General features: G+C 67.7%; 32 protein-coding genes. 4 read left to right on the top strand and 28 right to left on the bottom strand.

Annotation, left to right across the window (positions count from 1 at the left end):
* Positions 1-159 precede the first annotated feature (159 nt).
* A complete protein-coding gene (locus ABT186_RS02320) occupies positions 160-423 on the top strand; it encodes a GntR family transcriptional regulator (protein ID WP_351923200.1) in 264 nt (87 codons plus the stop codon).
* Between the two features lie 33 nt (positions 424-456).
* Positions 457-645 carry a hypothetical protein gene (locus ABT186_RS02315; RefSeq protein ID WP_351923198.1) on the top strand — a complete coding sequence of 63 codons (189 nt, stop codon included), beginning with the start codon at positions 457-459 and terminating at the stop codon, positions 643-645.
* Between the two features lie 202 nt (positions 646-847).
* On the opposite strand, the gene ABT186_RS02310 is transcribed toward ABT186_RS02315, so the two are convergent.
* The 5 genes from ABT186_RS02310 to ABT186_RS02290 all read right to left on the bottom strand — a co-directional run bounded on the left by ABT186_RS02310 (position 848) and on the right by ABT186_RS02290 (position 3096).
* Positions 848-1078 carry a hypothetical protein gene (locus ABT186_RS02310; RefSeq protein WP_351923197.1) on the bottom strand — a complete coding sequence of 77 codons (231 nt, stop codon included), beginning with the start codon at positions 1076-1078 and terminating at the stop codon, positions 848-850.
* Positions 1078-1560, bottom strand: a complete 483-nt coding sequence (locus ABT186_RS02305) for a hypothetical protein (RefSeq protein WP_351923195.1) — start codon at positions 1558-1560, stop codon at positions 1078-1080. The genes ABT186_RS02310 and ABT186_RS02305 overlap by 1 nt, the downstream gene beginning before the upstream one ends.
* 501 nt (positions 1561-2061) lie before the next feature.
* Entirely contained in the window at positions 2062-2454 is a 393-nt protein-coding gene (locus tag ABT186_RS02300; protein WP_351923193.1) for a hypothetical protein, read from the bottom strand.
* A gap of 77 nt (positions 2455-2531) precedes the next feature.
* A complete protein-coding gene (locus ABT186_RS02295; protein ID WP_351923191.1) occupies positions 2532-2750 on the bottom strand; it encodes a hypothetical protein in 219 nt (72 codons plus the stop codon).
* Positions 2728-3096 (bottom strand): hypothetical protein, encoded by a 369-nt coding sequence (locus ABT186_RS02290; RefSeq protein WP_351923189.1) that lies wholly within the window; start codon positions 3094-3096, stop codon positions 2728-2730. Before ABT186_RS02290 ends, ABT186_RS02295 begins: the two co-directional genes overlap by 23 nt.
* Positions 3097-3229: 133 nt before the next feature.
* Between ABT186_RS02290 and ABT186_RS02285 the strand changes: the two genes are divergently transcribed.
* Together ABT186_RS02285 and ABT186_RS02280 are read left to right on the top strand one after the other, a co-directional pair.
* Positions 3230-3550: a DUF6233 domain-containing protein gene (locus tag ABT186_RS02285; protein WP_351923187.1), complete on the top strand. Its 321-nt coding sequence runs from the start codon at positions 3230-3232 to the stop codon at positions 3548-3550.
* A 333-nt stretch (positions 3551-3883) separates the two neighbouring features.
* A complete protein-coding gene (locus tag ABT186_RS02280) occupies positions 3884-4111 on the top strand; it encodes a hypothetical protein (RefSeq protein ID WP_351923185.1) in 228 nt (75 codons plus the stop codon).
* A 271-nt stretch (positions 4112-4382) separates the two neighbouring features.
* Here the strand turns inward: ABT186_RS02280 and ABT186_RS02275 are convergent, their stop codons facing one another.
* The 23 genes from ABT186_RS02275 to ABT186_RS02165 all read right to left on the bottom strand — a co-directional run bounded on the left by ABT186_RS02275 (position 4383) and on the right by ABT186_RS02165 (position 23135).
* Positions 4383-4904: an endonuclease domain-containing protein gene (locus tag ABT186_RS02275; protein WP_351923183.1), complete on the bottom strand. Its 522-nt coding sequence runs from the start codon at positions 4902-4904 to the stop codon at positions 4383-4385.
* Between the two features lie 110 nt (positions 4905-5014).
* Positions 5015-6115 carry a site-specific integrase gene (locus ABT186_RS02270; RefSeq protein WP_351923181.1) on the bottom strand — a complete coding sequence of 367 codons (1101 nt, stop codon included), beginning with the start codon at positions 6113-6115 and terminating at the stop codon, positions 5015-5017.
* Complete coding sequence (locus ABT186_RS02265; protein WP_351923179.1) at positions 6112-6510, bottom strand: hypothetical protein; 399 nt, start codon at positions 6508-6510, stop codon at positions 6112-6114. The genes ABT186_RS02270 and ABT186_RS02265 overlap by 4 nt, the downstream gene beginning before the upstream one ends.
* The gene (locus ABT186_RS02260) at positions 6507-6935 is read right to left on the bottom strand and encodes a DUF6221 family protein (RefSeq protein ID WP_351923177.1); all 429 of its coding nucleotides are present in this window, start codon (positions 6933-6935) and stop codon (positions 6507-6509) included. Before ABT186_RS02260 ends, ABT186_RS02265 begins: the two co-directional genes overlap by 4 nt.
* A complete protein-coding gene (locus ABT186_RS02255) occupies positions 6932-7327 on the bottom strand; it encodes a hypothetical protein (protein WP_351923175.1) in 396 nt (131 codons plus the stop codon). The genes ABT186_RS02260 and ABT186_RS02255 overlap by 4 nt, the downstream gene beginning before the upstream one ends.
* 230 nt (positions 7328-7557) lie before the next feature.
* Complete coding sequence (locus ABT186_RS02250; protein ID WP_351923173.1) at positions 7558-7821, bottom strand: hypothetical protein; 264 nt, start codon at positions 7819-7821, stop codon at positions 7558-7560.
* 168 nt (positions 7822-7989) lie between these two features.
* On the bottom strand, positions 7990-8745 hold the full coding sequence (locus ABT186_RS02245; protein WP_351923171.1) for a collagen-like domain-containing protein: 756 nt from the start codon (positions 8743-8745) through the stop codon (positions 7990-7992).
* Positions 8742-9008 (bottom strand): hypothetical protein, encoded by a 267-nt coding sequence (locus ABT186_RS02240; protein ID WP_351923169.1) that lies wholly within the window; start codon positions 9006-9008, stop codon positions 8742-8744. Before ABT186_RS02240 ends, ABT186_RS02245 begins: the two co-directional genes overlap by 4 nt.
* A 93-nt stretch (positions 9009-9101) precedes the next feature.
* Positions 9102-9359, bottom strand: a complete 258-nt coding sequence (locus tag ABT186_RS02235) for a hypothetical protein (RefSeq protein WP_351923167.1) — start codon at positions 9357-9359, stop codon at positions 9102-9104.
* On the bottom strand, positions 9359-10786 hold the full coding sequence (locus ABT186_RS02230; RefSeq protein WP_351923165.1) for a GH25 family lysozyme: 1428 nt from the start codon (positions 10784-10786) through the stop codon (positions 9359-9361). Before ABT186_RS02230 ends, ABT186_RS02235 begins: the two co-directional genes overlap by 1 nt.
* Before the next feature lie 9 nt (positions 10787-10795).
* Positions 10796-11023: a hypothetical protein gene (locus ABT186_RS02225; protein WP_351923163.1), complete on the bottom strand. Its 228-nt coding sequence runs from the start codon at positions 11021-11023 to the stop codon at positions 10796-10798.
* Positions 11020-11526: a hypothetical protein gene (locus ABT186_RS02220; protein WP_351923161.1), complete on the bottom strand. Its 507-nt coding sequence runs from the start codon at positions 11524-11526 to the stop codon at positions 11020-11022. Before ABT186_RS02220 ends, ABT186_RS02225 begins: the two co-directional genes overlap by 4 nt.
* Before the next feature lie 12 nt (positions 11527-11538).
* A complete protein-coding gene (locus ABT186_RS02215; protein ID WP_351923159.1) occupies positions 11539-12363 on the bottom strand; it encodes a hypothetical protein in 825 nt (274 codons plus the stop codon).
* A gap of 73 nt (positions 12364-12436) precedes the next feature.
* Positions 12437-12700: a hypothetical protein gene (locus ABT186_RS02210; protein ID WP_351923157.1), complete on the bottom strand. Its 264-nt coding sequence runs from the start codon at positions 12698-12700 to the stop codon at positions 12437-12439.
* 9 nt (positions 12701-12709) lie between these two features.
* A complete protein-coding gene (locus tag ABT186_RS02205) occupies positions 12710-13432 on the bottom strand; it encodes a hypothetical protein (RefSeq protein WP_351923155.1) in 723 nt (240 codons plus the stop codon).
* A 4-nt stretch (positions 13433-13436) separates the two neighbouring features.
* A complete protein-coding gene (locus ABT186_RS02200; protein ID WP_351923153.1) occupies positions 13437-14168 on the bottom strand; it encodes a hypothetical protein in 732 nt (243 codons plus the stop codon).
* Between the two features lie 30 nt (positions 14169-14198).
* Complete coding sequence (locus tag ABT186_RS02195; RefSeq protein WP_351923151.1) at positions 14199-14459, bottom strand: hypothetical protein; 261 nt, start codon at positions 14457-14459, stop codon at positions 14199-14201.
* A gap of 16 nt (positions 14460-14475) precedes the next feature.
* Positions 14476-14991: a hypothetical protein gene (locus ABT186_RS02190; protein WP_351923149.1), complete on the bottom strand. Its 516-nt coding sequence runs from the start codon at positions 14989-14991 to the stop codon at positions 14476-14478.
* Positions 14988-15272, bottom strand: coding sequence for a hypothetical protein (locus ABT186_RS02185; protein ID WP_351923147.1), 285 nt, complete (start codon positions 15270-15272; stop codon positions 14988-14990). The genes ABT186_RS02190 and ABT186_RS02185 overlap by 4 nt, the downstream gene beginning before the upstream one ends.
* Positions 15269-16012 carry a hypothetical protein gene (locus ABT186_RS02180; RefSeq protein ID WP_351923145.1) on the bottom strand — a complete coding sequence of 248 codons (744 nt, stop codon included), beginning with the start codon at positions 16010-16012 and terminating at the stop codon, positions 15269-15271. Before ABT186_RS02180 ends, ABT186_RS02185 begins: the two co-directional genes overlap by 4 nt.
* 6 nt (positions 16013-16018) lie before the next feature.
* Entirely contained in the window at positions 16019-17482 is a 1464-nt protein-coding gene (locus ABT186_RS02175; RefSeq protein WP_351923143.1) for a LamG domain-containing protein, read from the bottom strand.
* Between the two features lie 3 nt (positions 17483-17485).
* Complete coding sequence (locus ABT186_RS02170) at positions 17486-18832, bottom strand: hypothetical protein (RefSeq protein ID WP_351923141.1); 1347 nt, start codon at positions 18830-18832, stop codon at positions 17486-17488.
* 16 nt (positions 18833-18848) lie between these two features.
* Entirely contained in the window at positions 18849-23135 is a 4287-nt protein-coding gene (locus tag ABT186_RS02165; RefSeq protein WP_351923139.1) for a phage tail tape measure protein, read from the bottom strand.
* Positions 23136-23258: the final 123 nt, after the last annotated feature.

Here is a 23258-nt window from a genome sequence, read left to right as displayed (position 1 = left end):
CGCTCCAGTCGTCGGCCCTGCCTCCGGGATGCGGTGCAGCGTCCCGGGGGCTTTTGTGAAATTGCACCTTACCGCTTCAGTCTGCTCTATACCGCTACATGGAGCAGCATGCCGCTACCTGCACGTTCGTGTCGCGGTGTGCCGCCATAGCTTGACGCCATGGGTGATCAAGAGCCGGTGGTGGATCCATCGAAGGCCGTCTACGCCTACGTGCAGGTCGCCGACCACATTGCCGGGCAGATCGCAGACGGCATCCTGCAGCCCGGCGCCCGCCTGGAGGGTGAGCGGGAGCTCGCGGAGAAGCTCGGCGTCGCGGTGGGCACGCTGCGGCGCGCGATGGAAGAACTGCGGGAGCGGGGGCTCGTGGTGACTCTCCCCGCGAAGGGGACCTACGTGGCCGAGCCGCCCGCAGTAGAGGGCTGACCGCTGTCAGACCCCGCGGCTAGGCTTTGATCTATGCCCCCGACTCCCCTGCCGCGTGGCCCGGTGCGCCCGTCTGACGTGGTGAATGCGGCGATCCGGGCGCTGCTGCTGCGTACCGGGGGCTGGCTGTACGGGGACACCCGCACCGAGTACGAGCAGCTCGTCGCCGAGTGGACTGTGGCTGTCGCGGCCGAACGGGTCGAGGTCGTCGAAGCGGCGTAAATCGCTCGACGCGGCCAACTCCGCCGGTCCATACTGGATTCGTAAGCCCGGACCACTGTCACTGCCAACGCACAGCTCGGCACACAGCCCGGGGCAGAGCCATGTCTGCGGCCACGTAGGATCCCGCCGTGGACATCCCCGACGACCTCATCACGCGACAGCGCCCCGCCTGAAATGCAGGCGGGGCGCTGTTCTCTTGCGCTCACTGCTCGGCGGCCTCGCGGACAGGGTCAGTGATGGATGGGACGGGCCCGTACCGCTGCCGCAACGCCTCCAGACTGACCTCCAAGATGCGGGCCATCGCGGTGCGTACCCCACGCACGCTGCTCGTGGCGAGCTCGGCAGCCAGAGCCTCCTCCTCGCGCTGGAGTCGGACGCGATCCTGGTGGAGGTTCTCCAGGCGGCGCAGCTTGTCGGCGATCGTCTCGGACATCAGGCATTCACTGTGGCGGGCGGGGCGAAGTCCTCGTGCCGGCTGCTGCCGGCGCTGAGGACGTACAGGAATATGGCGGCCCCGTTGTGGTAGCTGAGGGTGGCGCCGTAGCGGACCGCCCCGGGCTCCTTCCGGTCCTGGTAGAGGGCGACACTGCTGGTTTCGTTGGCGGCGACGGACACGGCGAGCGAGGCGAGGTAGCGCTCGAACAGGGCGAGGTCGACACGGCCCGTCTCGGCGGGGTCGGGGGCGTCCAGGTGCGGGTGTGGGTCGCCGGTGACGGGTTGCGCGGGCTGGTCGTGGCGTTCACCGTCTGCAAGGCGGCCGACGATCTGTACGTCGATGGGGACACCTGTGCGGCTGGTGGCAACAATGCCGTAGGGGGAGCGGGTCTGACCGGCCTCCTTGTAGGTGCGGGCGGTGAGGCGGCCGTCGGCGTTGATTGCGTCGACGAGGAGGAGTTCGAGGCGGGCGGGGCGCATGGGGGTCCTTGGAGGGTGGGCGGGTAGTTTGGGGTTGGTGGCCCCACCCAATTGCTCTGGGTGGGGCCACGCCGATCAGATGCGGACCGTGCTCTGGCCACTACCGGGGCACTTGGCCCGGTCTCCGGCCGCCTGGTGCGGCGGGCAGTTCTTGCCTACCGGTGCGCCCACCAGGGCTCCACAGACACGGCATGCACTCTTCGGCGTCATACCAACCCCTTTTCTCTTGTCGGGCGGGTCGGGCGCCCGCCATTGAGACCAGTATACCAAGACGGTTTGGGTACACCAAGCTGCTTGGCTAATTGGGGCTGCCGCGGATCGACGTCGAGATGGGGCTCAAGCGGGCCGTGCGGCGGCCGGAGCCCGAGGCAGCGGAGGGCTGAAAGTCGAGCGCCCCGCCCTGTGTGGCGCTGTCCATCACCGGGCGGGGCAAGCGCGTGCAGCCATGCAGCGCGGATAGATGGGGAAATGCTACGGGGCGGCACCGACAACGCGGGCTGGCTAACACTGCCACAACCAATGGTTCGGATCAGCGCACTCCCCCGCTCGCGCCGCCGCATCTGAATTGGCCTGCGCCGCCATGTTGTCCTTCGTCGTCTGCGCCTGGGCCCGCATGTCCGCGCTGAAGCAATTCGGGTTCTGCAGAACTACGTTCACCACCGTTGCCAGCCGCTGATCCTTCACCGTCTGCTGCTCGTCGACGGGCGCGTCTTTGCCCTCCTGGAGCAGACGGTTCATGGCCGCCGTGGCCGACGCGCAAGCATTGCCGCCTTCGTCTTTGGCGGGCGCGGTCACGCGGCCAGCGATGAAGCTGCCGCCTGCGGTGAGCACCACGACGACCACGGCCGCGACGACTCGGGTGGCACGTCTCTCAGCTTCAATCTGCTGCGTCATCAGGTCCCCCCTGAAGTTGTCCGGAGGGCGATCATACGAGTGCCCCTCGCCTACGGGGATGACAGCGAGAGGAACGATCAGCCCGCCTCCTCCGGCCAGCTCGCGAGCGCCTCCCCCTCCTCCTTGTCGACGAGGACGATGTGCGCGCCGGGCAGGCTGCCGTACTCGCCGACCCACGACCGGAACTTGCAGTTTGCCACGGCGAGGTCGTCCCACCAGCCGTGCATGCGCGGCTCGCCTTCGGCGGTCAGGATCAGGTGGAAGCGGCCGGGGTCAGCGATCGGGATGGGATGCATCGAAGTGCTCCGCGATCGCCTGCTCGACTCGGAGCCGGAAGTTGTTGCTGCGCACCACGGCCTGCGATGAGATCGCCGCCGACAGGTCCTCGGTCGTGAAGCCGGCGGGCAGCAGCAGCGGTCCCATCGGCTCATCGTCTGGGCGTGCGTCGTGGTGCCAGCCGCAGTCGAGCGGGCAGCGGTAGCGGACCACGCCGCCGAGGCGGAGAGGGTGGGGGAACTCGGGCGCCGGAATGGTGCTGAGCGGCGGCAGCACCGGCTCGGCTTCGAGTCGCGCCCGCAGGACGTCGAACCGCGGATCGTTCCTCATCCGCTCCATCGCGGCCTCGAAATCGAAGCTGTCCATGCCCCCAGGATGGCAGACCGTCACCCGCTCGTGCCGCGGCGCCCTCCGCCGGGGTGGATAGGCGGGGGCGCCGCGGTGCCAGTCGTTACGAGCGCACTGGGCGGGGTTCACTGTAGCGCATAGAATCGAACGCATGTCCGACCTCCCGCCCGCTGAGCGCCTCGCCAAACTCCGCACACTCGAAGAGTGGCTCGACTGGCAGCTGCGCGACACCCGCCGGAAGATCGAGCAGCTGGAGCGGCAACAGCAGCCGGCCCGGTACGTCATCGAACCCAAGCAGCACCCCAAGCACCCAGAACCCGCACGCATCCACCTCGCCGACTGCACCATGGCGCAGCGCAAGACCAGCCCCATCAGCGAGCACGACGCCCGCCTCGGACTCACCAAAGACCCCGACAACATCGCGGCGTGCCCGTTCTGCGAGCCAGACAAGACGCTCGGGCTGGAGGCGTAGCCCGAGCGCCCGCCCCGGGTGGTGGGGCGGGCGCAAGGTGAACATCTCCGGGGGCCTCTACCCCGCTGCGGCGTTGATCCCGACGGGCGCGGCATGGTGCGGGAGGATCCAGTTCCCTGGTTCCGACCTGATCCCGGCAGACGTCACCCGCTCGCCCCGGATGCCATGGCGTCCCAGGCCGTGAGCGGGATCGGCTCTCAGGATGCCAGAACGGGGCGGCGGAATCTCACGTCAGCCAGAACGCGTGACCGTCACTCATTCGTGAGTTCGCTGCAAGCCGCGTTCCCCAGGCCCGTAGGTTCCTCGCACTGTCCCAGACGAGGAGGCAACGCCATGGAATCGATCCGCGACCACGCCGGCGAGGTACGCATCTGCGCGTCCTGCGGGCAGCCGTGCGGTCTCGGCGAGACGGAGTCCGGCGAGATGTGGCAGCACTTCAGCGAGCAGTGGGACGGCGTGCACTGCCCGCGATTCCCGCTGGCCAGCGTGCCGCTGATCATGGAGTGGGACGAGATGGCACTGAAGCAAGTGAAGGCCGAATACCCGGACACGCGGCGATAATAGAGCCCGCCAGGACGGGGGGCCTGACGGGCAGTACAGACAGTGTGGCACGCCCCCTGGCAGACGGGCCGGGCCGCGCGTACCGTGTCCGGGCGGCCCGCTTCGTTCGCAGCGGCCCTCCGGGGCGTGGGGGCAACCCCGCAAGCAGGCCGCACCATATAGGGGAGGCACCATGAGCGACACCACCTGGGGCAACAGCGACACCGCCTGGGGATGAACCAGGACAGCACAACGCCCCCGCAGCCAGACGGCCGTGGGGGCGTTGTCGTGCTCAGGCGTCGTTCTGCTGGAGCCGCTCCCCCAGCTTGGCGGCGAGGGCGTAGGCGGGGTGGTTGTCGAGTTGATTCGGATCGATGGCGCGCGGCTGTGCCCAGCCGTGCCACGGGTCGTAGTAGCGCAGGTGGATGCCAAGGATCAGCGCCGGGGGCCGCTCGCGGTACTTCCGGAAGAGCCCATCGTCGTGCGGCTCACGGCCGTTGCAGCTCTTGCAGAGCAGGCCGCGTATCAAGCCCGTGTCGTGGTCGTGGTCGTCGACGAGGCGACGGTCGTGGAATCCGCAGACGGCGCACCTGCGGCCGTGCCATGCGGCGAAGACTATGCGCAGGGCCTGTTCGTCTCGCTCCTGGAAGCGAGGTGTGAAGTCGTCGGCGCTCCAGCCGTACTCGTCGGCGATGCGGTCGAGTGGAATCTCTGGAGCCCATGACCAGCACTCTGGCTCGCGAGCGTCCAGCCGCTCTGCTCGACGCCGCTCCAGCTCGGCGAAGCCGGCGTCACGGATCTCGCGCAGCTCCACAGGCAGGTGTCGCCCACAGAGCTGTGGATCGCCGTCGATGCCGCGCGGCCAACTGCTGGCCCGACCCTTGCATGGGCGGCAGGTCGAAGTCGTTGCTGTGCAGATGAGTGTCACAGCCCGATGTCCTCCGAGGCGGCGTCGGTCCACTTGTCTGCTTCGCGGATGTAGCCCCAGAAGGCTGGACTGTTGGCGGCGTGCCCGGACTGGGCGCGGATCTTCTCCTCGCGCTTCCCGGCCCGCCGCGAGGTGGTGATGAACCCGGCTCGCATCGAGTGTCCGGTGAGGCGGACGGCGATCCCGGCTCGTTCGGCGTTGCGGGCGATGATCTCGCGGACGGCTTCCGGGGAGAGTGCGCGGCCGCCCATGTTGCCCCGCGCGTCGATGGGGAGGAATGCGGGCCCGGTGGTGATTCCGGCGGCCGCGCGCCAGATCTGCCAGGCGCGGACGGGGCAGGTGTCGGGGTTCTTGCCGTAGGCGACCACGACATCGCGGGGCGGCCGCCCTTTCACGGCTGGGACGTTCACGTCGAGCCCGTGGCTGACGAGGGTGATGCCGTCGGCCCTAAGTGCGGCGACCTCAGCAGAGCGTCCAGCGATGCCGAAGGCCATGAGCCACAGGGCGCGGTCGCGGAGCCCGGTCAGTCCGGCGGCCGCGGCCACGCTCATCTGGCGGAGCTGCTCCGGGGTGACGGCGGCCGCCGGTCCGCGGCCGCGCGCCATGCGTTCGGGGTCGTTCTTCAGTGGCTTGAGGGCCTGCCGTGCGGCGACGGTTGCCACCTTGGGCACCTCGACGCCGTGCTCGTTGCGCGCGGTGACGGTGACGCCGGTGATGCGCCGGTCGATGGAGCTCGGGGCGGCAGCCTTGATGGTGTCGAGCCAGACGACGAACCCGACGAGCGTCCCCTTGGTGACGGCCGTGGACGGCAGTCGCTGCCCGGTGCGTTCGGCGAGCCAGTCGTGGAACTCCTCCCACAACGCCCAGTCGTTGGCGTATCCGCGCTTGGTGTTGTCGGGGATGATCCTGTCGAGGTGTTCGTCCGCCGCCTTCTCCATGGCGGCCAGGACGGCGAGCGTCGCAGCGTCGTAGAGCTCTACCCTATTGGCGGCTTCGATGCGCTCAGCCTTCTGACCTAGGGACTCAAGCGGACGCTCGGTGTTGACGATCTCGTTTCCCATGCGTGCGATCAGTTCCTGGCGGCGCTCCTCGTTCACTCTTGCTCCCCGTCGGACGCTGCTTCGATGTGGAGGCCGGGCAGACCGGAGTCGACTACGTGTCGGCGGCCGTCGGGTGTTGTGACGATGAACTGAACGCGCCTGCCGCTGCTGCCGCTGGAGCTGATCCATGCCTCGGCTACCTCGGCTTCGAAGGTCACTCGGACGCGGCGCCCCTTCCTGGCCAACGCGCGAAGGCGCCCTTCCTCGTCGGTGAGAGCTTGGAGCCGCTTCGGCTGCGGCGTATGCATCTGCGTGACGGTGGTCGGCCGCAGGCCAGGTAGCGGGGTGGCGCATCGGCAGGACGGTTTGACCGTGGGCGGATGGATCTTGCAGGCCTGGTCGCACTGCTTGCAGTACCAGACCTGATAGGTGGACTCGGCAGGCTCAATCACGGCCGCCACTCCTCGCAGTAGTCGTGATGATCCGCGTATGGCAGTGCGAGTAGGCGGAGGGTGACGCATCCGTAGGGCATGCCAGGGATTCCGGACGGGGCGTCGCAGGTGGAGCAGAATTCCCCTACGGGCAGGCGTTCGTGCACCTTCAACAGTCGCCGCTTGGTGTCGATCTCGCGCAACACGCGGCCCGGATCGTGCCGGGCCGCGTGTTGGATGACTTCTCCCAACCAGATGCCTTCCGGCTGCCCGTGCCACTGCTCCAACCGGACGACCTCGCGGAACACAGGCCCATTCGCAACGACGTGGGCCATCCAGCCCCGGTCGGACATCTCCCACGGTGACGGATAGTGCTGCTCCATCAGTCGCGCACGACGCTCGTCCTCGTCCAGCCGTGACCGCAAGAACTGCATCAAGTCCGTCACGGCTGCGCCCCCTTCATGGACGAGGAGCTGGCCTCGGCCTCCGCTGCTTCCAGCAGGCCGCACCACCGGTCCCAGGTTTCGTTGGACACGTGCGCGACGGGGTCGCCCTCAGGCCATGGGAAGCCGCCGGGCCAGTCGCTGAACTGGTCGAGGACGTCCCGCAGAAGGGCGAGGACCGGGTCCGGCACGGGGTCCGCGCCGTCGGCTGTCCAGCGTCGCAGCTCCCGCATGACGGCGGCGGCGCCCTTGCTGAGCACGGGTTCGTGAAGGTCCGCGAAGTTGGAGGCCACGTTCATGGCGAGGTTGGCGGCGTGGGTCAGCGCCCGGGCTCGCGCCTCGGCCTGCTCGGCGTCCGCCACGGCCATATAGACGGCAAGTGCGTTGCGGTCCACTGTGCGGCCAGCCGCCCATGCGGCGTCTTCCCACCGTCGGCGGCGGGCTTCGGCAGGCGGTTCTGTCGATTCATCAGCCATAGCTAATTGTACCAATTTTTCGCCCGCGATATGGCATGTTATCGAGGGCGGTACGCCTCACCGCAGCGTTCATCGCGAGTAGTTGCAACCGCCGCGTGATGACGGCCCCGCCCGGACGCGTTCCGATGCGGGGCCGCTGCACGTTGGAGTCAGCCAGGGTAGTCGTCGCCGAGTACCTCACGGCGTTCCCTGTCCAGCCGCCGGTTCAACGCCGCATGCATCCGATACGCCGTCGCCGTCAACGCGACGACCACCAGACCGGCGAGCACCCCCACGACAACCCCAGCGGCAGCCGAGAACACCCACACCGCCCTACACACGAAAAGCAGGAGCAACGTGCCCGCCAGCCACGCGAACCACACACGCCGCTTCTCCGCGTTCGCAGCCTTCTCGACGTCGCTGTAGCTGGGCATTGCATCCCCCTGGGACGGTGACTGTGCGTTGGGGGCATGATGCGCCCAACGCTCGCCAACGTGGAGCCACTGTCACCGGACTGTGATCCGAGTACACCCGCGGGCCTGACACGACGAAGCGCCCCCACTCCCCTGCCGAAGCAGAGAAGTGGGGGCGTCGTCGTGCGGTCAGTCGGTGCGGCGTCCGGTGGGGTCGATCCGCCGGTACGCGGCCATGGAGAGCAGCCCGCCGAGGGAGAGGGCGCCCTTCGCGGCACCGTTGGATTTCAGCGGACCCGAGCTGCTGGTGGGCGTGCAGGTGTAGTGCGTCGAACCCTCCGAGTCCGGGGTGCAGTTGTACGTCGTCGACGGTCCGACAGGCGGCGTGTAAGTGAACGTCCAGCCGGACGGCGGGGGGCCGGCCGGTCCGGTGTCGCCCTTCGCCCCCTGCTCCCCGGTGTCACCCTTCGGGCCTTGGGGCCCGGCCGGCCCTGTCTGGCCGGTGGCGCCCGAAGAGCCGGCAGCTCCTGGGGCCCCGGACGGTCCGGCCGGCCCGGGGGAACCCGCGGCGCCAGGTGAACCGTTTCTGCCGGGCGCTCCGGGTGCGCCCGACGGGCCAGGACTGCCTGCCGCCCCGGACGGTCCCGCCGGCCCCGGAACCCCGGGCACACCCTGCACTCCGCGGACGATGCTCGACGCGGCCGGCGCGGACGGCTTCACGTGATGCTGCTGCAACTGCTTGCGGGTGGTGTCCAGGCCGCCGGCGAGCCGCGAGATGACGGTGTCTTGCGCGTCAACGTGCTGCTGCAGCCGCCGGTTGGAGGACTCCATGCTGTTCAGCGTGAACGCCACGAACGCGGCCGTCAGCAGGAGCACGGCCAGCACGACCCACAGGGCGGCGCCCGCCAGCGACGTGCGTGGCAGCCTTCTGGGTGGCTCCGTCACTTCGCTCCCTTCAATGTGCCGTAGGCCTGTACAGCGAGCGCGAGGAACGCTGCGGCGACGGTGAGGATGCCGAGCCAGCGGCCCAAGGACAGTGCCGGGCGTTCCTCGAGCTTTTCCACGCGGCCGGTCAGGGCTCGGACTTCGCGGTCGCGGTCCTGTTCGGCTTCTTGCCACATGCGGACCGTGACCGTGTCTTTCGCCAGGTCCGTCACCCTGCTGTCGAGGGCGGCGTGGACCCTGTCTGTTCGCTGCTCGTGGTCCACGAGACGTCTGTACACCTCGCCTGGCGATACGTCATCGACCACGGCCACCCCTCATAGTCGTGCACGAACATGGCGCGGCCGGTAAGCCGTGCATCAGGCGGCGGAGCTGATGCCGCCATCCGGCGGATCCGGCACCGGGGCCATTGACGGCTTGCGCCGCAGCAGCGACGCCGAGGACGGGTCGCCGACGTAGCGGGCCAGGGCGCCCTTTGCCGCGGACAGGACGGGGACGAGGAGCGCCGCCCACCACATGGGCAGGCTGCTGAACTCGGTGATGGCCAGGCCGAGCGCGGCCTCGCCGGCGGTGGCGCCGACGCGCTCCACCATGTCCAGCCAGTAGGTCTTGGTCATCACACGCCTGCCTTTCCGAGGGCCGCGGCCAGCTCGTCGAGTGCCGCCTTCGCTCCGGCTGCTGCGGCGGCCTGGACCTGTTCGGCGGTGATCCCGCCCGCCTTGGTGAGGGCGGTGATGGCGCCGGAGAGGGCGCCGACCTGCGCGGTGAGGGAGGCGACGGCGCCGTTGGTTCCGGCGATGTAGCCGTACACGTCGGGGAGCTTGGGGTTGGTCTTGAGGGCGTCGGCGTTCTTGTAGCCGAGGACGCCGTGGACGACCTTCTGGACGTCTGCGTCGGTGAGGGGCATGTCGGTCTCCGGTGGAGTGTACGAGGTTTGGGCGGTGCCGCCGCGCGGGTCATGGGGGTCGGCGGTCGGCGGGCAGTGGCCGTCGGGGAAGCGGGGCGCGAGGTAGCCGGTGATGCGCGGGTCGGTGCGGATATTGGTGTGGATCCACACGCCGTTGCCCTGGCCTGAGTCGGCGGCTCCGGTCTGGACGCTGTTCCAGCCCTTCGTGGTCACGTGCGTGGCGTCGAAGCCGATGACGACCTCGCAGTGGGCGCCGTCGCCAAAGTCGGCCCAAGCGCCGACGCTCGGGTATTCGGTCCACTCGCCGTGGCTACGCGCCCACTGGGCGAACGCGTTGACGTTGTCCGTCTTCGGGACAACCGCGTCGAGGCCGCACTCGTGGTACTCGTCCCAGGCGCCGATCACGCAGTACGGGACGCCGTCCTCTCCGAACTCCACCCCCCACTGGGTGCGGTTGTCCCAGCCGCCGGTGGCGTTCCAGTGCTCGTACACGCCCTCAGGAACCGCCATGACGTGGTCGAGGAGCCTCTGCCACTGCGGCACCACGGGCGGGGCCGGTTTCGGCGTGGGCGCCGAAAGGCCAGCCCACACCTGCAGGTCGGCCATCGTCGCGAAGTTCGCGACGTCCTGGTCCTGCGGCTGGTCGCTGTACTGGTGGAAGCGCCACGGTGCCTTGATGCGGGGCTGGCCTGCGGTGACGTAGTCGGCGATCCAGAGTCCGTCGCCGCAGTTGGAGTCGGTGTCGACGTTGAGCCACGTGCTGCGGTCGCAGTACATGATGACCTTGTGGCCGGGCACCTTGGCCTTCACGTAGGCGAGCCACGCGGTCTTGTAGGCGCGGGCCTGAGCGTCGCTGACGGACTGCCCGTACCACTCCCAGTCGAGGCAGAGGACGTCCCCGGCGGCGAGGTTGATTTGACCGAGGAAGTGGTCGGCTTCCGCGGCTGGCGAGTTCGCGATGTGAGGGTAGTGGTAGAAGACCGTCACCAGGCCCGCGGCACGGGCGGTCGCCCGTTGCCCGGTCCACCTGGGGTTCACGTAGGTGAGGCCCTCGGTGACCTTGATGCCGACGAACGACAGGCCACTCGTCGAGTAGCTGGTCGACTGGTACGAGGAGACGTCGATTCCCTTGAGCATCACGCCTCCTCAGCGCCAGATGCCGAACACGAAGTGGAAGAAGAGCCAGAACATGAAGAGGAGCAGCAGGATGTGGAGGAACGTCCAGTGGGAGAGGGGCACGCCCTCCTTGACCCCGAACCAGTCCCACACCGTCCAGCTGAGGGTGTTCCGCGCGTTGGTGATCAGCGTGTAGGTCTCCGGGACGCAGAACCCGACGATGAGCCACAGCAGCCAGTACAGGCGCCAGCCGGTCATGCCTGGCCCTCCTCGGTCTGCGCGGGGAGGAACTCCCAGTCGTCCTTGGCGTACCGGTCGAGCAGCCAGGCCGGGTAGGTCACGGAGTGGATGCCGCGGTTGGGTGACCTGTGGTGAACGTCGCAGATGATCATCAGGCCGCCTTCGGACTCGGCGTAGTTGAGGAAGTCCTCGTCGGAGTGGATGTTGGCCTGCGGGAAGTCGCTGGCGACCTTCTGCCAGTCGACCTCGTTGAGGCCCGCGAACTCGGCGATCGAGTGGTGCGCCTCTAGCTGCTTCGCCCCCGCGCAGCGGTGCCCCTCGGGTAGCCCGGCCTTGATCTGCGCCAGGGTGGCGCCGCCGATCCAGCAGCCGACGCCGAGTTCGTGGATCAGGTGGTGCTGGGCGTGGTGGAAGACCTTGTAGTGCGGGTCTTCCTCCCGTGGGGCGTGCGGCGGGTAGGCCACGACCTCGTGCAGGGTCCGGCGCTCGAAGTGCGCGGGCGGGATGGTCGGTTCGGTCATGCTCTCCCCCTTTTAGGCGTGGATCTGGATGGCGTCGAGGGAGGACCGCAGAGGCCCGTACAGGGTGGAGAGGTGGACGCGGAACGATCCGGCGTCGCCCCAGGACTGCGACCAGGAGTTCCGGCAGGTGACGACGGTCTTCTCGGGGATGACTCGTCCGGCGTGGTCCTGCACGATCTGCTCGAGGCCGGTGGCGTAGATCTCGTGGCCGCCGGCGATGCCGCTGCGCGCCCAGTCGGGGTCGGCGTCGATGAACGCGCCCGGCCCGCCGGGTTCGAAGAACGCGTTGTACCAGGCCATGCCGAGCATGACGCCGTCGGTCTGTAGGAGGGATGCGAGGCCGTCGGCGTCGAGGGCATGCCGGTATCCGCCGATCAGCCCGCCCGCCTTGAGGACCTGCGCGTTGGCGAGGCCGCTGGATCCGGTGTCGTCCGTAGGCCACTGGCCGGCGCAGTCGTCAACGCGGGTCGCCGCCGCATACTGGCCTATCGCCCACTCCTCGGCGGCGATCGCGTCGAGGTAGTTGAGGCCGGCAGCCCGAGCCTCGTCCGCGTTGAGGATCCGCGACACTGCGGCCGTGGCTGCGTTGCCGGTGCAGGATCCGAGGGCGTCGACCTCGGGCGCGCCGGGGAACAGGCTGCTGGTGTGGATGCCCTGGGCTTCGAGGTCTTCCTGGTCGAGGACCGGGATCGCCGGTTCCCAGTGCGTCGGCTTCAGCACGTGGGAGTGCTTGTGGCGGTGGATGAACCACAGGCTGCGGCCGTCGAGTCTTTGGTGCCGGCCGAGGCGCGGATGCATCGGGTAGCGGTGGACGAGAACGCCGTCGGTTACGGGCACGGGGGCCTCCGCGGTGAGGGGTGGGCATGCGAAAGCCCCCGGCAGACGGTCCGGGGGCGAGAGGGTCGAGAGGTCAGTCTGTGAGCTGTTGGTGGATCTCTGTGACCTTGGCGTGGTTCGCGGCGAGGGTTTCGTCTTGTGCGTCGAGGCGCTGGTGGACTTCGGCCTGGTGGCGTTCGGCGCGGCGTTTGGCCAGCAGGTGTAGGGCGATGAACTGGGGGGTGGAGATGATGAACTGGGCTTCGACGTTGCCGCCGACGTCCTGCCAGTGCCAGCCGATCAGGTAGACGTCCAGGGCCACGAGCAGCAGGGCGGCGGCGATCCAGCGGGCGCGCATGGTTCCCCCTTACTGGTCAGCGAGTGCGATCTCCAGCCAGACGCGTGCGCCGGGGCCTTGGTTTTCGGTGGAGCCTGCGGTGTTGGAGTAGCAGGCGAGGGTGACGAGGTCGCCGTTGTTGAGCTGCAACAAGTCGCTGACGCATCCGCCGCCGAACTGGTTAATCGTCTGTCCGTCGAAGCCGCGGGAGACCTCGGTGCCGTTGACGTAGATCATGGTGGCGATGCGGACGCTGGACGGAGTCCACGATCCGGATACGCGTCCGCTGATCCGCCAGGTCGCGCCACTGAACGGGATGACGAAGCCCTTGCTGGTGCCGTTCCACATGCTGCGCGGGTCGTAGTCCTGCACGTCGAGGTTCAAGGGGTTCGTGAACCCGTTGTTGATCGTCTGCGTGGTAGCGCTCTGGTGGCGTCGGGCGACGTATCCGCCGGTTCCGACCCTCTTCCAGGTGCCCGGTGTGCCTGCGGCGGTGCAGACCCAGAGGCAGGCGCCGGTGCCGTCGATGACGTAGTCGCCCTGCGCGAACGTGCCGCTCGTGGGGGCCGCCCCGGCCGCGCCGCCGACGTATCCGGAGGCGACGGTCGCGCCGGTGAGCTGGGCCTGGATCCTGTTGGCGACGGTGAGCTGCGTCGTGGCGTCGTTCCCGGTGAGGAGGTTGACGACCTGGTTGACGTCCTGAGCCAAAACCGTCTGCCCCGTGGCCACGGTGTACAGGGCCAAGTCGATCACCGCCTCACTGGAGTTGGGCGCCGATGTAGTGGATCGCCAGGGAGTTCAGGTTGGGGCGGTTGTTGGTGCGGACCCCGGAGGCGCTGATGTAGGAGACGAGCTGGATGAGATCCCCGGCGTTGCACCACAGCAACGCGTCGACGTCGCCGCCGCCGCTGTTGCCGGAGACTTGCCCGTCGTAGCCGCGGGCGGCTTCCTGGTTGTTCTGGAAGATGCAGACGGAGACCCGGTAGTTGCTTGCGGTGCCGCTGTAGGGGTGGATGGATCCGCAGAACGCATACCAGCCGAACTGGGGGATGACGTATCCGGCGACGGAGCTGGACCACATGGACCAGGGGTCGAACGAGGCGGTATCGAGCGTGATCGTCGTGAACGCGGCGGAGTTCAGCGTCTGGGTGTTGGTCTGCCACCAGCGGGCCACCAGCCCCCCGGCACCCGAGGACTGCCAGGCGCCTTGCGGGAGGGGGCCGCCGGATGCCTGGTAGCAGGTCCAGGGCATGCCATAGTCCGGGTCGATCGACATGTCGCCGACGGCGAACGTTCCGGCCCCGAACGGTGGACCCCAGTTGGCGCCGCCGACATACGCGGACGCGGGGGTGGCCCCGGCCATCTGCGCAGTGATCCGGTTGGAGACGGTGATCGGGGTCGCGGTGTCCGTGCCGTTGAGAAGGTTGACGATCTGGTTCAGGTCCTGGGCCTGAGAGGGCTGGTTGCGGACGACCTGGTAGAGAGCCATCGATCCCTCCCCGGTTGCGGTCGGCTCTGATCAGCTGAAGGTGATCGGGTTGGTTCCGTAGCCGGTCGAGTAGGACACCCAGGTGACGGTCTGCTTGTCCACGGTGGCGTTGATGGTGACCCCGGCCGGTGTGGTGATCGCGTTGATCGCCTTGACGATCTGGTTGGCCAGGGCGTCGGTCATGCCCTGGGCGTCGTTCAGGGTGCCGATGATGTCGCCGTAGTTCCCTCCGGCACTGTCGGAGACCTTGATGTCGAAGTTGTATTGGTTCTGATTGGTCGTCTGACTCACGCTCGGTCCCTTCGGATCACGTGTGGCAGTAGAGGACGTAGAGGCCGGTGTCGACGTCGCCATTGACGGTGGTGCTGAGGGCGCCTCCGGACTGCTGCCAGCCCTGCAGTTCGACGTAGTCCGTCGTGCCGTTCATAAAGATCGGCTGCGGGGTAGTCGCGATCGACGTGTTCGACCCGGAGGCCGGCGCGAGCATCTGCGCCGCGCCACGCACCGCAGACCCGTTCAAGGCGATACGGGCTCCGCGGGAACCCGTCGTGTTGGTTGCCATACAGACAGCGCCCCACACCAGGTAGTAGCCCGCTTGCTTGGCGGTGTACCGGGTGGGGTTTGTCGAGGTGCTGTGCCCGCCGTAGGTGTCGGCGATGATGCCGGCCGCATCGGAGAAAGTCACCGACACCCACGAGCCGGATGTCAGCGAGGTTGTGGTGGCCGTCTGGACCCCGATGAACAGGGGCGGGGCGGCCTGGAAGTTGGCCTGGGTGACGAGCTGGTTGATGTCGGCGGCGTTGACGATGCCGCCTTGGCTCACGGTGTAGAGGGCGACACGCTCACCCCCTCGGCGTCATGGCCAGCGATAACGGTGCGGAGCCGTTCGATCTCAGCCTCCAGTTCCGTGACCCGGCCACGAAGGCGCTGGTTGTCGTCGTCAAGCTGGTTGGCTTCTTCGGCGCGCCGCCGCATTTCCGCGCCGAGCTGACCGACGTAGGCGTGCGCCTGGCCCAGCTGAGCGTGCAGGTGTTCCAGGCTCGGCGCATACGTGGGCACTGCGGGCGGGAGGGCGGCGGCGGCCGGAGGGGGCATGGGGATCATGCGGATACCAGGCTCATCTGCAGTTGGAGGGTCAGGGTCTGGCTGGACAGCTTGGTGACCGGGGTGCCTAGGACGGCGCGGTCGAGGAGGGTGCCGGGGGTGTAGGCGACGACCGATCCGACGGCGAAGTTGGCGCTGGGCGTGAAGCTGGTGATCGCCATGGTGGTGGCGCCGATCGGGGTGTCGGAGGTTGTCGTCAGGGTGGCGGTGGTTCCGGTGCCGTATCCGAGGGTGACGGTGGAGCCGGAGGGGATGTCCGCGGTCACGCCGGTGATTGCCAGGGAGGTGTAGGGGGTGCCGGAGCTGAGGGCGCTGGTCAGGGTCGGTCCGACGTAGGACGCCATGAGGGCGGTCCCGAGCTCGTAGATCGTGCCGTTCGCGGACTGTGGGGGGAAGAAGAAGTCGAGCGTGACCTGGTTGGTGAAGACGGCGCTGTTGGTGACGAGTGCTCGGCCGATCTCCGCGACGAGCGCGGTCTGCCCGGAGGCCGGGGCGGTGTTGCTGGTGCCGACGAGCCCGTACACGTTGCCGAGGTTCCCGCTGCTCGCAGCGTAGGGGTTGCCCCAGGACGTGTTCTGGCTCTGGATGAACGCCCAGTTCAGGGCTGGTGCGAGTGCGTTGAGGCCGCTGGTGACGATCAGGTTGTCGGCGGCGGCTTGCTGCTCGATGCGGCCGGTGAGGGCGTCCCGCAAGGTCACGGAGAGCCGTCCGTGGGCGCCGACCGGTACAACGTCCTGCATCACGACCTACCCCCAGTAAAATGCGGACGTACCGCCCCAAGTTGCTGCGGAGCCGTAGTTGTAGTCGGTCGGAGCGCCCGGCAGTGGGTAGCTCACGAAGCCGTAAGTGCCGGTCCCGTAGGGCGTTGAGGTGCAGTCGGAGGCGTGCGCCCACGTCCACCGGTTCGCAATCTGTGTGGCGGACAGGGCCCGCGCGTACACGGCGACCTCGTCGAGGGTGCCGTTGAAGAACTTCGACGGGGTGCCGACGGTGGCGCCGACTCGTGTCGCGTTGGAGGACGCCACCACCGACCCAGACCAGGAGGAGGTGGTCTTCTGGACGCCGTCGAGGTAGCCGGTCGCGGTCCCGCCGGATCCGGCTGCGGCCGTGCGGGTGACGGCGACGTGGTGCCAGGCGCCGGTGGTGATGCCGCCTGCGGGGATCAGGGTGAGGGTGGAGGAACCACCCAAAGCGTTGAGGGTGATCGTGTCGGCGTAGAAGATGTCCCCGCCCGTGTTTGCGATCGGGGTGAGGCTGAAGACGATGGATGCTGCTCCGGTGACGGCGGTCGCGTTGAAGGCGACCTGTGTCCACGTGCCTGGGGTGAGGGTGTACGTGGTGGATGTGGCGGAGCTGATGTACGTGTTGGTGTTGTCGTACCAGTCGATGTCGAGGAAGACGCTGCGGCCTGGTGAGGCGCAGTAGAACCAGGCCGAGCAGGTGTACGAGGTGCCTGCGGTGACCGGGTATTTGGCGTTCGAGAAGGCGAACATGTTCCCGGCGGCGGTGCCGACCATCTTCAGCGAATGGGTGCCGGTGTGGGCCTGCGTGGTGGACTGGGAAATCGTGGTGTTCGATCCGGCCGCCCACCCGGCCGCGCTGGTCTCAATGTCGGACGTGTTGGCGTCGATGAGGTTGGATCCGCCGCCGGATCCGGCGTCGAAAGCCAGCGCCACGGAACCGTCGGTGTTGATGGTCAGCCCGAATTCGCCTGCGGTGCCGCCCTTGTCGACGATGGTCTGCGCCGCGGCGAGGCTGCTCGTCTTGACCCACGCTTCGATCGTCAGGTTCGAGACCAGGCTCAGCGGCGCGGCGGAGGATGCGGTGAGATAGCCGGAGGTGCCGTTGAACGTTGCTGCCGTCGACCCGGTCATCGCGCCTGCGGCTTGGAAGGTGACCCCGCCGGTCACGGTGAGCGGAACCTTGGGGATCAACGTTGACGCGAACGGTGAGCTGTCGAACACGGTTGTGGATGAGGCCGGGTCGCCCAAGCGCCAATAGGCGGAAGGTCCCGCGTCCTGGATCAAGTTCAGCGGGTAATTCGTGCCGGTCGTGGTGGTCCACGTCTCGGAGGCGGCGGCGAGGTTGAGGTTCTCGAAGTCGCCCGCGAACGAGTTGATCACCGTGTTGGGGTCGAACGGATTGGTGTTGCTGGAGGCCCCTGAGAGCTGCGCGAAGACGTCCTGGAGGGTGAGGGCGCGGATCGACAAGGCTCACCCCACTCTGGCGGCGGTGATCTGGTAGTTGCGGTAGCCGCCGCCGATGCCGGTGATCTGGTTCTGTACCACGAGGAACCGAGTGTTGATGCCCGCCGTGTAGCTGTTCTCCGAGTCGGGGGTCACGCTGTTGACGACGGTGATGAGCTGCCCGGCGCGGACGTGGCCGCCCCAGTTTTCGGTGGTCTGCAGCTGGACGCGTTCCTCCGGCCGGGAGTACGTGAACGTTTCCCGCTGGCCGCGCTGGGTGGCGGTGAACAGGGTGGGGATGCTGGTGTCGTTGACGTAGTACTGGAAGACGCCGCTGTTCGGGAGGCTGGCGAAGCTGGCGACGCTGGAGCTGTCCTGAATCGTGGTGACGATCGGCGCCAGGTACGTGTAGGTCAGCGTGATAACCGTCCCGGACCCGGGGGTGGGGTCGGTGTTGGGCTGGAGGAACCAGGCGCCGGCACTGTTCTGTACGGCGACCCACTGGGTGGATGCGCTTGATCCGGACTGCGCCGAGATGGTCTTCGAGACGCCGCCGACCTTGAGGCTCGCGTTCCCGAGGTTGTTCGCGTCGGCGGTGAACGTGAGCGGCCAGCTGGTCTGGCTGCCGTTGCCGACGAACGTGTCAACCTGCTGCTGGCTGTATTTCGCGCCCTGGACCGTCACGCGGTTCCGGATGCTCGTGGCGTCCCACAGGTAGTGGTAGTTGTCCCAGTCGTACTGCACATACCCGGACTGGCCGAGTTTGGTGGCCGAATCCGTGAAGGTCAGCCCGGAGTTCGGGGCGTTGCTGGTGTTGAACCAGTGCAGGTTCCGGCCCTCGTCGATGTACCAGCCCCATGTGTCCGCGGTGCTGACGAGCTGCGACAGGGTGGTGAGGGCGCCCGTGAGCGTCTGGTAGTTGATCTGCAGGCGGGGCACCGTCGGTGACGGCTGCACGTACCCGCCCGAGGCGATGGAGGCCGCGATGATGCCCGCCCCGGTCTGGTTGACAAAGGTGATCGCCAACTGGTCGGCGGTCATGTTCGACCAGTCCCCCGCCACCAGGGCCCTGTCTGCCAGGTATGTCCAGTCGGTGCAGGACATCTGCCAGTAGTTGAGGTTGGGGCCCTGGTAGGCGAGCTGCGGCAGCGTGCACACGCCGGAGAACAGGGTCTGGTTGATGCCGGTGTCCGTGAGCGTGACGGTGGCGAGCGGCGGCACGTAGAACGTGGGTGCCCCGGTGTGCTCGTCGACGAGATTGATGGTTGCGGTGTCGCCCTGCCGGGACCAGTTCTGGGAGATGGTCCAGGTGGACTGCTCCAGGTAGGCGGTGCGGTTGACCCCGTTGACGGTCAGTTTGAGGGATTGGGACACACACCCCCTGGAGCAGTCATCGCTGGACCTGGACTCCCGCCATGGGCAGCACCTTTTGGGTGAACTGGCGGCCGATCTTGTCGACGAGCAGGTCGATGTCGCGGTTGCTCATGACCTGCGTGCCGCGGAAGTCGAACACGACGGTGGTGAAGCCGCCGAGCCGGCTCCCGCCGAGCGCCCCGGCCGGGAGGACCGCCTCGTGTGGATGGAGGAGCGCCATCTGCGGGTACGCCCCGGTGTCCCAGGTGCCGGATTCGTAGCCGACGTAGGGTCCGCCGTGGGCCATGGATCGGATGCCGGGCACGTTGTTGATGTTGCCGTAGACGGATTTGATGTAGTTGATCGCGGCGGCTGCGTTGGCGATCGGATCGTAGATGTTCGAGGACGTGCCGGACTGGTGGTATGCCATGAACGTGGACATGATCGTCTGCATGAGGCCCCGGGACGGATCCCCTGCCGCCGCGTTGGAGTCCCAGTTGTTGATGGCGTTCGGGTTGCCGCCGGACTCGTTCATGGCGATGACCTCGAGCCCGTTCAGCCAGGACATCGGGGCGCCGGTGGCCCGGATGGCGGCCGTCAGCCACTGCACCAGCGTCCCGGACACGTGGCCCGGCGCCGCGATGGCTGTCTTGTCCTTCTTGCCGAAGAAGTTCAGCAGGTTGTTCTCGATGGACTTGACGCCCGAGGTCATCATCTTGCCCAGGCCGGTTCCGGCTCCGGGCATGTGGCCGAGAACCGCGTTGAGGCCCTTGAACGCGGTCGCTGCGGCGGCGTGGATGCCGCCGAGCGCGACGTCCTTGAGGGCGTCGAGGCCCTTGATGACGTAGCCACCGAGGTGCTTGATGTCGGTGATCGGGTTCCATGACCAGCCGCCGCCGGCATAGTGGCGGCCGTCGTTGGCGCCGGCCCCGAACGCGGCTTCGATGGCTCCGGGACCACCCGCCCGCCGGATCATGTCGAGGGAGAGGACGAACTCACCTGGGGTGAGCAGGGCGGGCACGGTGTCGCCAGTGCCAGAGCCGGGCACGATGCCGCCCTTGGCGAAGCGGACGGGGTTGACGTAGGGGGCGCTGGGGCCGCCGAACAGGCCGGAGACATCGTTCCACAGGGTGCGGATGCCGTTGTCGTAGACCGTGCTGATCACGAAGTTCACGGGATCGGCCGCCAACTTCTTGAGCCGGTTCCAGATGTTGCCGAGGGCGTCGAGGCCTGCGTTGAAGGCTCCCTTGATGCCGTTCCAGATGGACGACAGGAAGCCGTTGATGCCGTTCCAGATGTCCCGCCAGGCGCCGAGGAGTCCGCTCTTGATGGAGGACATGACGGAGGTCAGGAACCGGGTGATGGTATTGAAGATGCTGCTGATGGTGGACCAGATGTCGCGCAGCACGCTGGAAACGAGGTTCTTGACGTCGGTCCACAGGCGCTGCCAGTTACCTGTGACGATGTCGGTGAAGATCCGGATGCTGCCCTTGATGAGGTCGAGGGCGGTGTTGATGACGCCCTTGATCACATCCCAGATAATTATGAAGAAGGCTTTGATCGCCTCAAACGTGGGCTTGATCAGGACGCCGTAGATGATGTCCAGGGCGGCCTTGACGACCCCGACGATGAGATCCCAGACGCCCTTGATGTAGCCCCAGATCAGATTCCAGGCGACCTTCGCGACGCCGGAGATCACAGCCCAAGCGGTGGCGATGATGTCGCCGATGGTCCCCAGGACGGAGCCGATGTAGGAGGAGATGTAGCCCCAGACGAGCTTGATGTCGCCCCAGATGGCGCCCCAGACGATCTTGCTGATCTCTTCGATCTGCGCCCAGTGGTCGCTGATGAAGGAGACGAGTTTGCCGCCGGTGGCGTTCCAGAGCTGTACGAGCTCGCCCCAGATCTGTGAGAGGTCGCCGGAGATCCGGTTCCACTCCCGGGATGCCGACTGCGAGGCGGAAGACCATGCCTGCTCGATGGCGCCGATCAGCTTGCCGCCGGTCGCGTCCCATACGTCGACGAGGAAGTTCCAGATGGCTTCGAAGGCATGGCCGATCTGCGTGCGGTACTTGATGATGATGCCGACGATCAGGGACATGCCGCCGGTGAACGGGGCCAGGATGAGTGGCCACCATTTTTTGACGGTGCCGCCGATCGCACCCCAGATGTCGTCCCAGACCTTGACGACGTCCTTCCAGACGCGGACGAAGAACCCTGCCACGTCGCTGGCGGCGGATGTGATCCAGTCCCAGACCTCGCCGACGATCTGCTTGGTCTGCTTCCAGTGCGTGGCAATCAGGATCGCAACCAGGGCGATCGCAGTGAGAGCCAGAATGATCGGGTTGGCGTCGGAGACCAGCGTGAACGCGGCCTGGAGAGCAGTGAACGCCTCCTTCACCTTCTTCACCGCGAATGCGACACCGATGATCGTGGCGACCAGGGCGCCGAGGCCGCCGATGCTCGCGAGGATGATCGTTGAGAGTTTCTGGTGCGCGGTCATCCACTCCGCGACGGGTTTGACGACCGTCACCACAGCCTGAGCGATCTTCGTGACGGCCGGGAGCAGTCCGATACCGATCGCGATCACCGCGGCGTGCACGGAGTCCTTGAGCTGGGCCATCTTGAAGTTGAAGGTGTGCTGGATCTCCGACCAACCGTTGACGTCCTTGCCCGCCTTGCGGGCCGCGTCCGCCACGCTGGCGACGTTCGCCTTGAACGTCGCCATGTGGCTGCCGCCGATGAGCAGCGCCGTGTTCAGCGAGGTCGAGTCGCCCAACGTCTTCTTCAGTGCCGCGGCGAACGTGAGCGCCGCCGGGTTCCCGGTCTTCAGCATCTGATTGAAGCCCTGGCTGTTCGCGGCGAGGGCAACGAACTGCTTCATCATCGTCGCGTTCGGCCCGGACATGCCCTTGATGTCGGTGGTCATCTGCTTCACCGAGACGGAGCCGTCCATGTACGCCTTGCCGAGCCGGGCCAGGTCCGGCGGCATGTTCTTCAGCATCTCCTGCAGGTCCCGGGCCGCCGCCTGAGACTTGTTGAACGCGTCGACGACGACCTGCCCGGACGGGCCGATGTGCTGGGCGATCGCCTTGTACACCATGTCGAGCGTGCCCGTCAGGCCCCGTTCCCCGAGGTGCGCGGACAAGTCCTGTGCGTCCAAGCCGAGCTGTGCCAGGTACTTGGTGGACTCGGCCGTCGGGCTCTGAAGCTTCTGGATGAGATGGGAGAGGTTCTGGGTGGCCTGCTGCGCGGACATGCCCTGGCTGGTCATGGTGGCGATGGCGGCGCCGACCTGCTGAAACGAAATGTGCGCGGCGGCGGCCACTGGCAGGACCGCGGACAGGCTGCTCGCGAGGTCCTGCATCTTCATCTTGCCCGCGGCGACCGTCGCGACCATCATGTCCGTCGCCCGCGTGGCGTCGGACGCCTTCATCCCGTAGGCGTTGAGCATGCTGGTCAGCGCGTTGCCGACCTCGTCGAGCGAGGCGCCCTCCGCCCGAGCGCCCTGCGCAGCAGCCTTGAGGACGGCGAGGCCGGCGGCGCCGTGATAGCCCGCCGACTCGATCATGTACAGGCCCTTGGACAACTCGTCCGTGGACGTGGCCGTGTCGACGGACAACTTCAGCACGCCAGAGGACACCTTGCCGACCGCCGACTCGGACTCGCCCGCGGACGTGACCAGGCGGGTCATGCCCTGCTGGAAGTCCCCGGCGGCCTTCACTGCATGCACACCTACCGCGCCCACGGCTACCGCGGCAGCCGCGCCAGCTACGGCCACACCCTTGAGCGCGGCAGTGCCGAGGCCCGTGCCTTCGGCGGCGGCACGCTGCGCCTCCGCCGACTGCCGGGACCGCAGGGCAACCTCGTCATCGGCCTTGATGACCGCGTCCGCTGCAGCCACCTGGCGGGCAGACGCGTCCGCCACCGTCTGCGCGGCCATCTGCGCGGATTCTGCCTGCACCCGGGCGGCTTCCCGGGCCGCCGCGGCTTCCTCGCCGGTCGCGGTCGCGGCCTTGCGGGCGGCCTCCGCGGCGGCGGCGGTCTTGGCCGCGTACTCCTCCTCGGCCATGGCCAGGTCGATGGTGGACTGGCGGAGGACGGCTTGCTTGTTGGCCTGCTCGGTCTGGGCTCGGCTGTAGGCGGTGGCCGCGGCGGCGGCTCGGTCCTGGACGGCCTGCAGTTGCTCCGTGGACATGGCTGCCCGTGCGGCTGCGGCCTTGACCTTCTCGCCCATGGCTTCGAACGCGCCGGTGACCTTGCCGATGATGCTGGAGGCTTTGTCGTGGGCTTCCAGCACGAGCAGCATCGAGATGTCGTCCACACACCCCCAGGCGGTCGGTTCAGGCGGGTGTGCGGGGCTGGGCTTGGGCGGCCATGGCCCGGAAGGCTGCCTCGGTTGCGTCGGCCTGCGACATGGCCCCCGCAGGCTGCGGTCCACCGGAGC

This window comes from Streptomyces sp. NPDC001634 (genome assembly GCF_040298185.1).
Lineage (GTDB): Bacteria > Actinomycetota > Actinomycetes > Streptomycetales > Streptomycetaceae > Streptomyces.
This window is presented reverse-complemented; position numbering and strand designations above follow the sequence as displayed.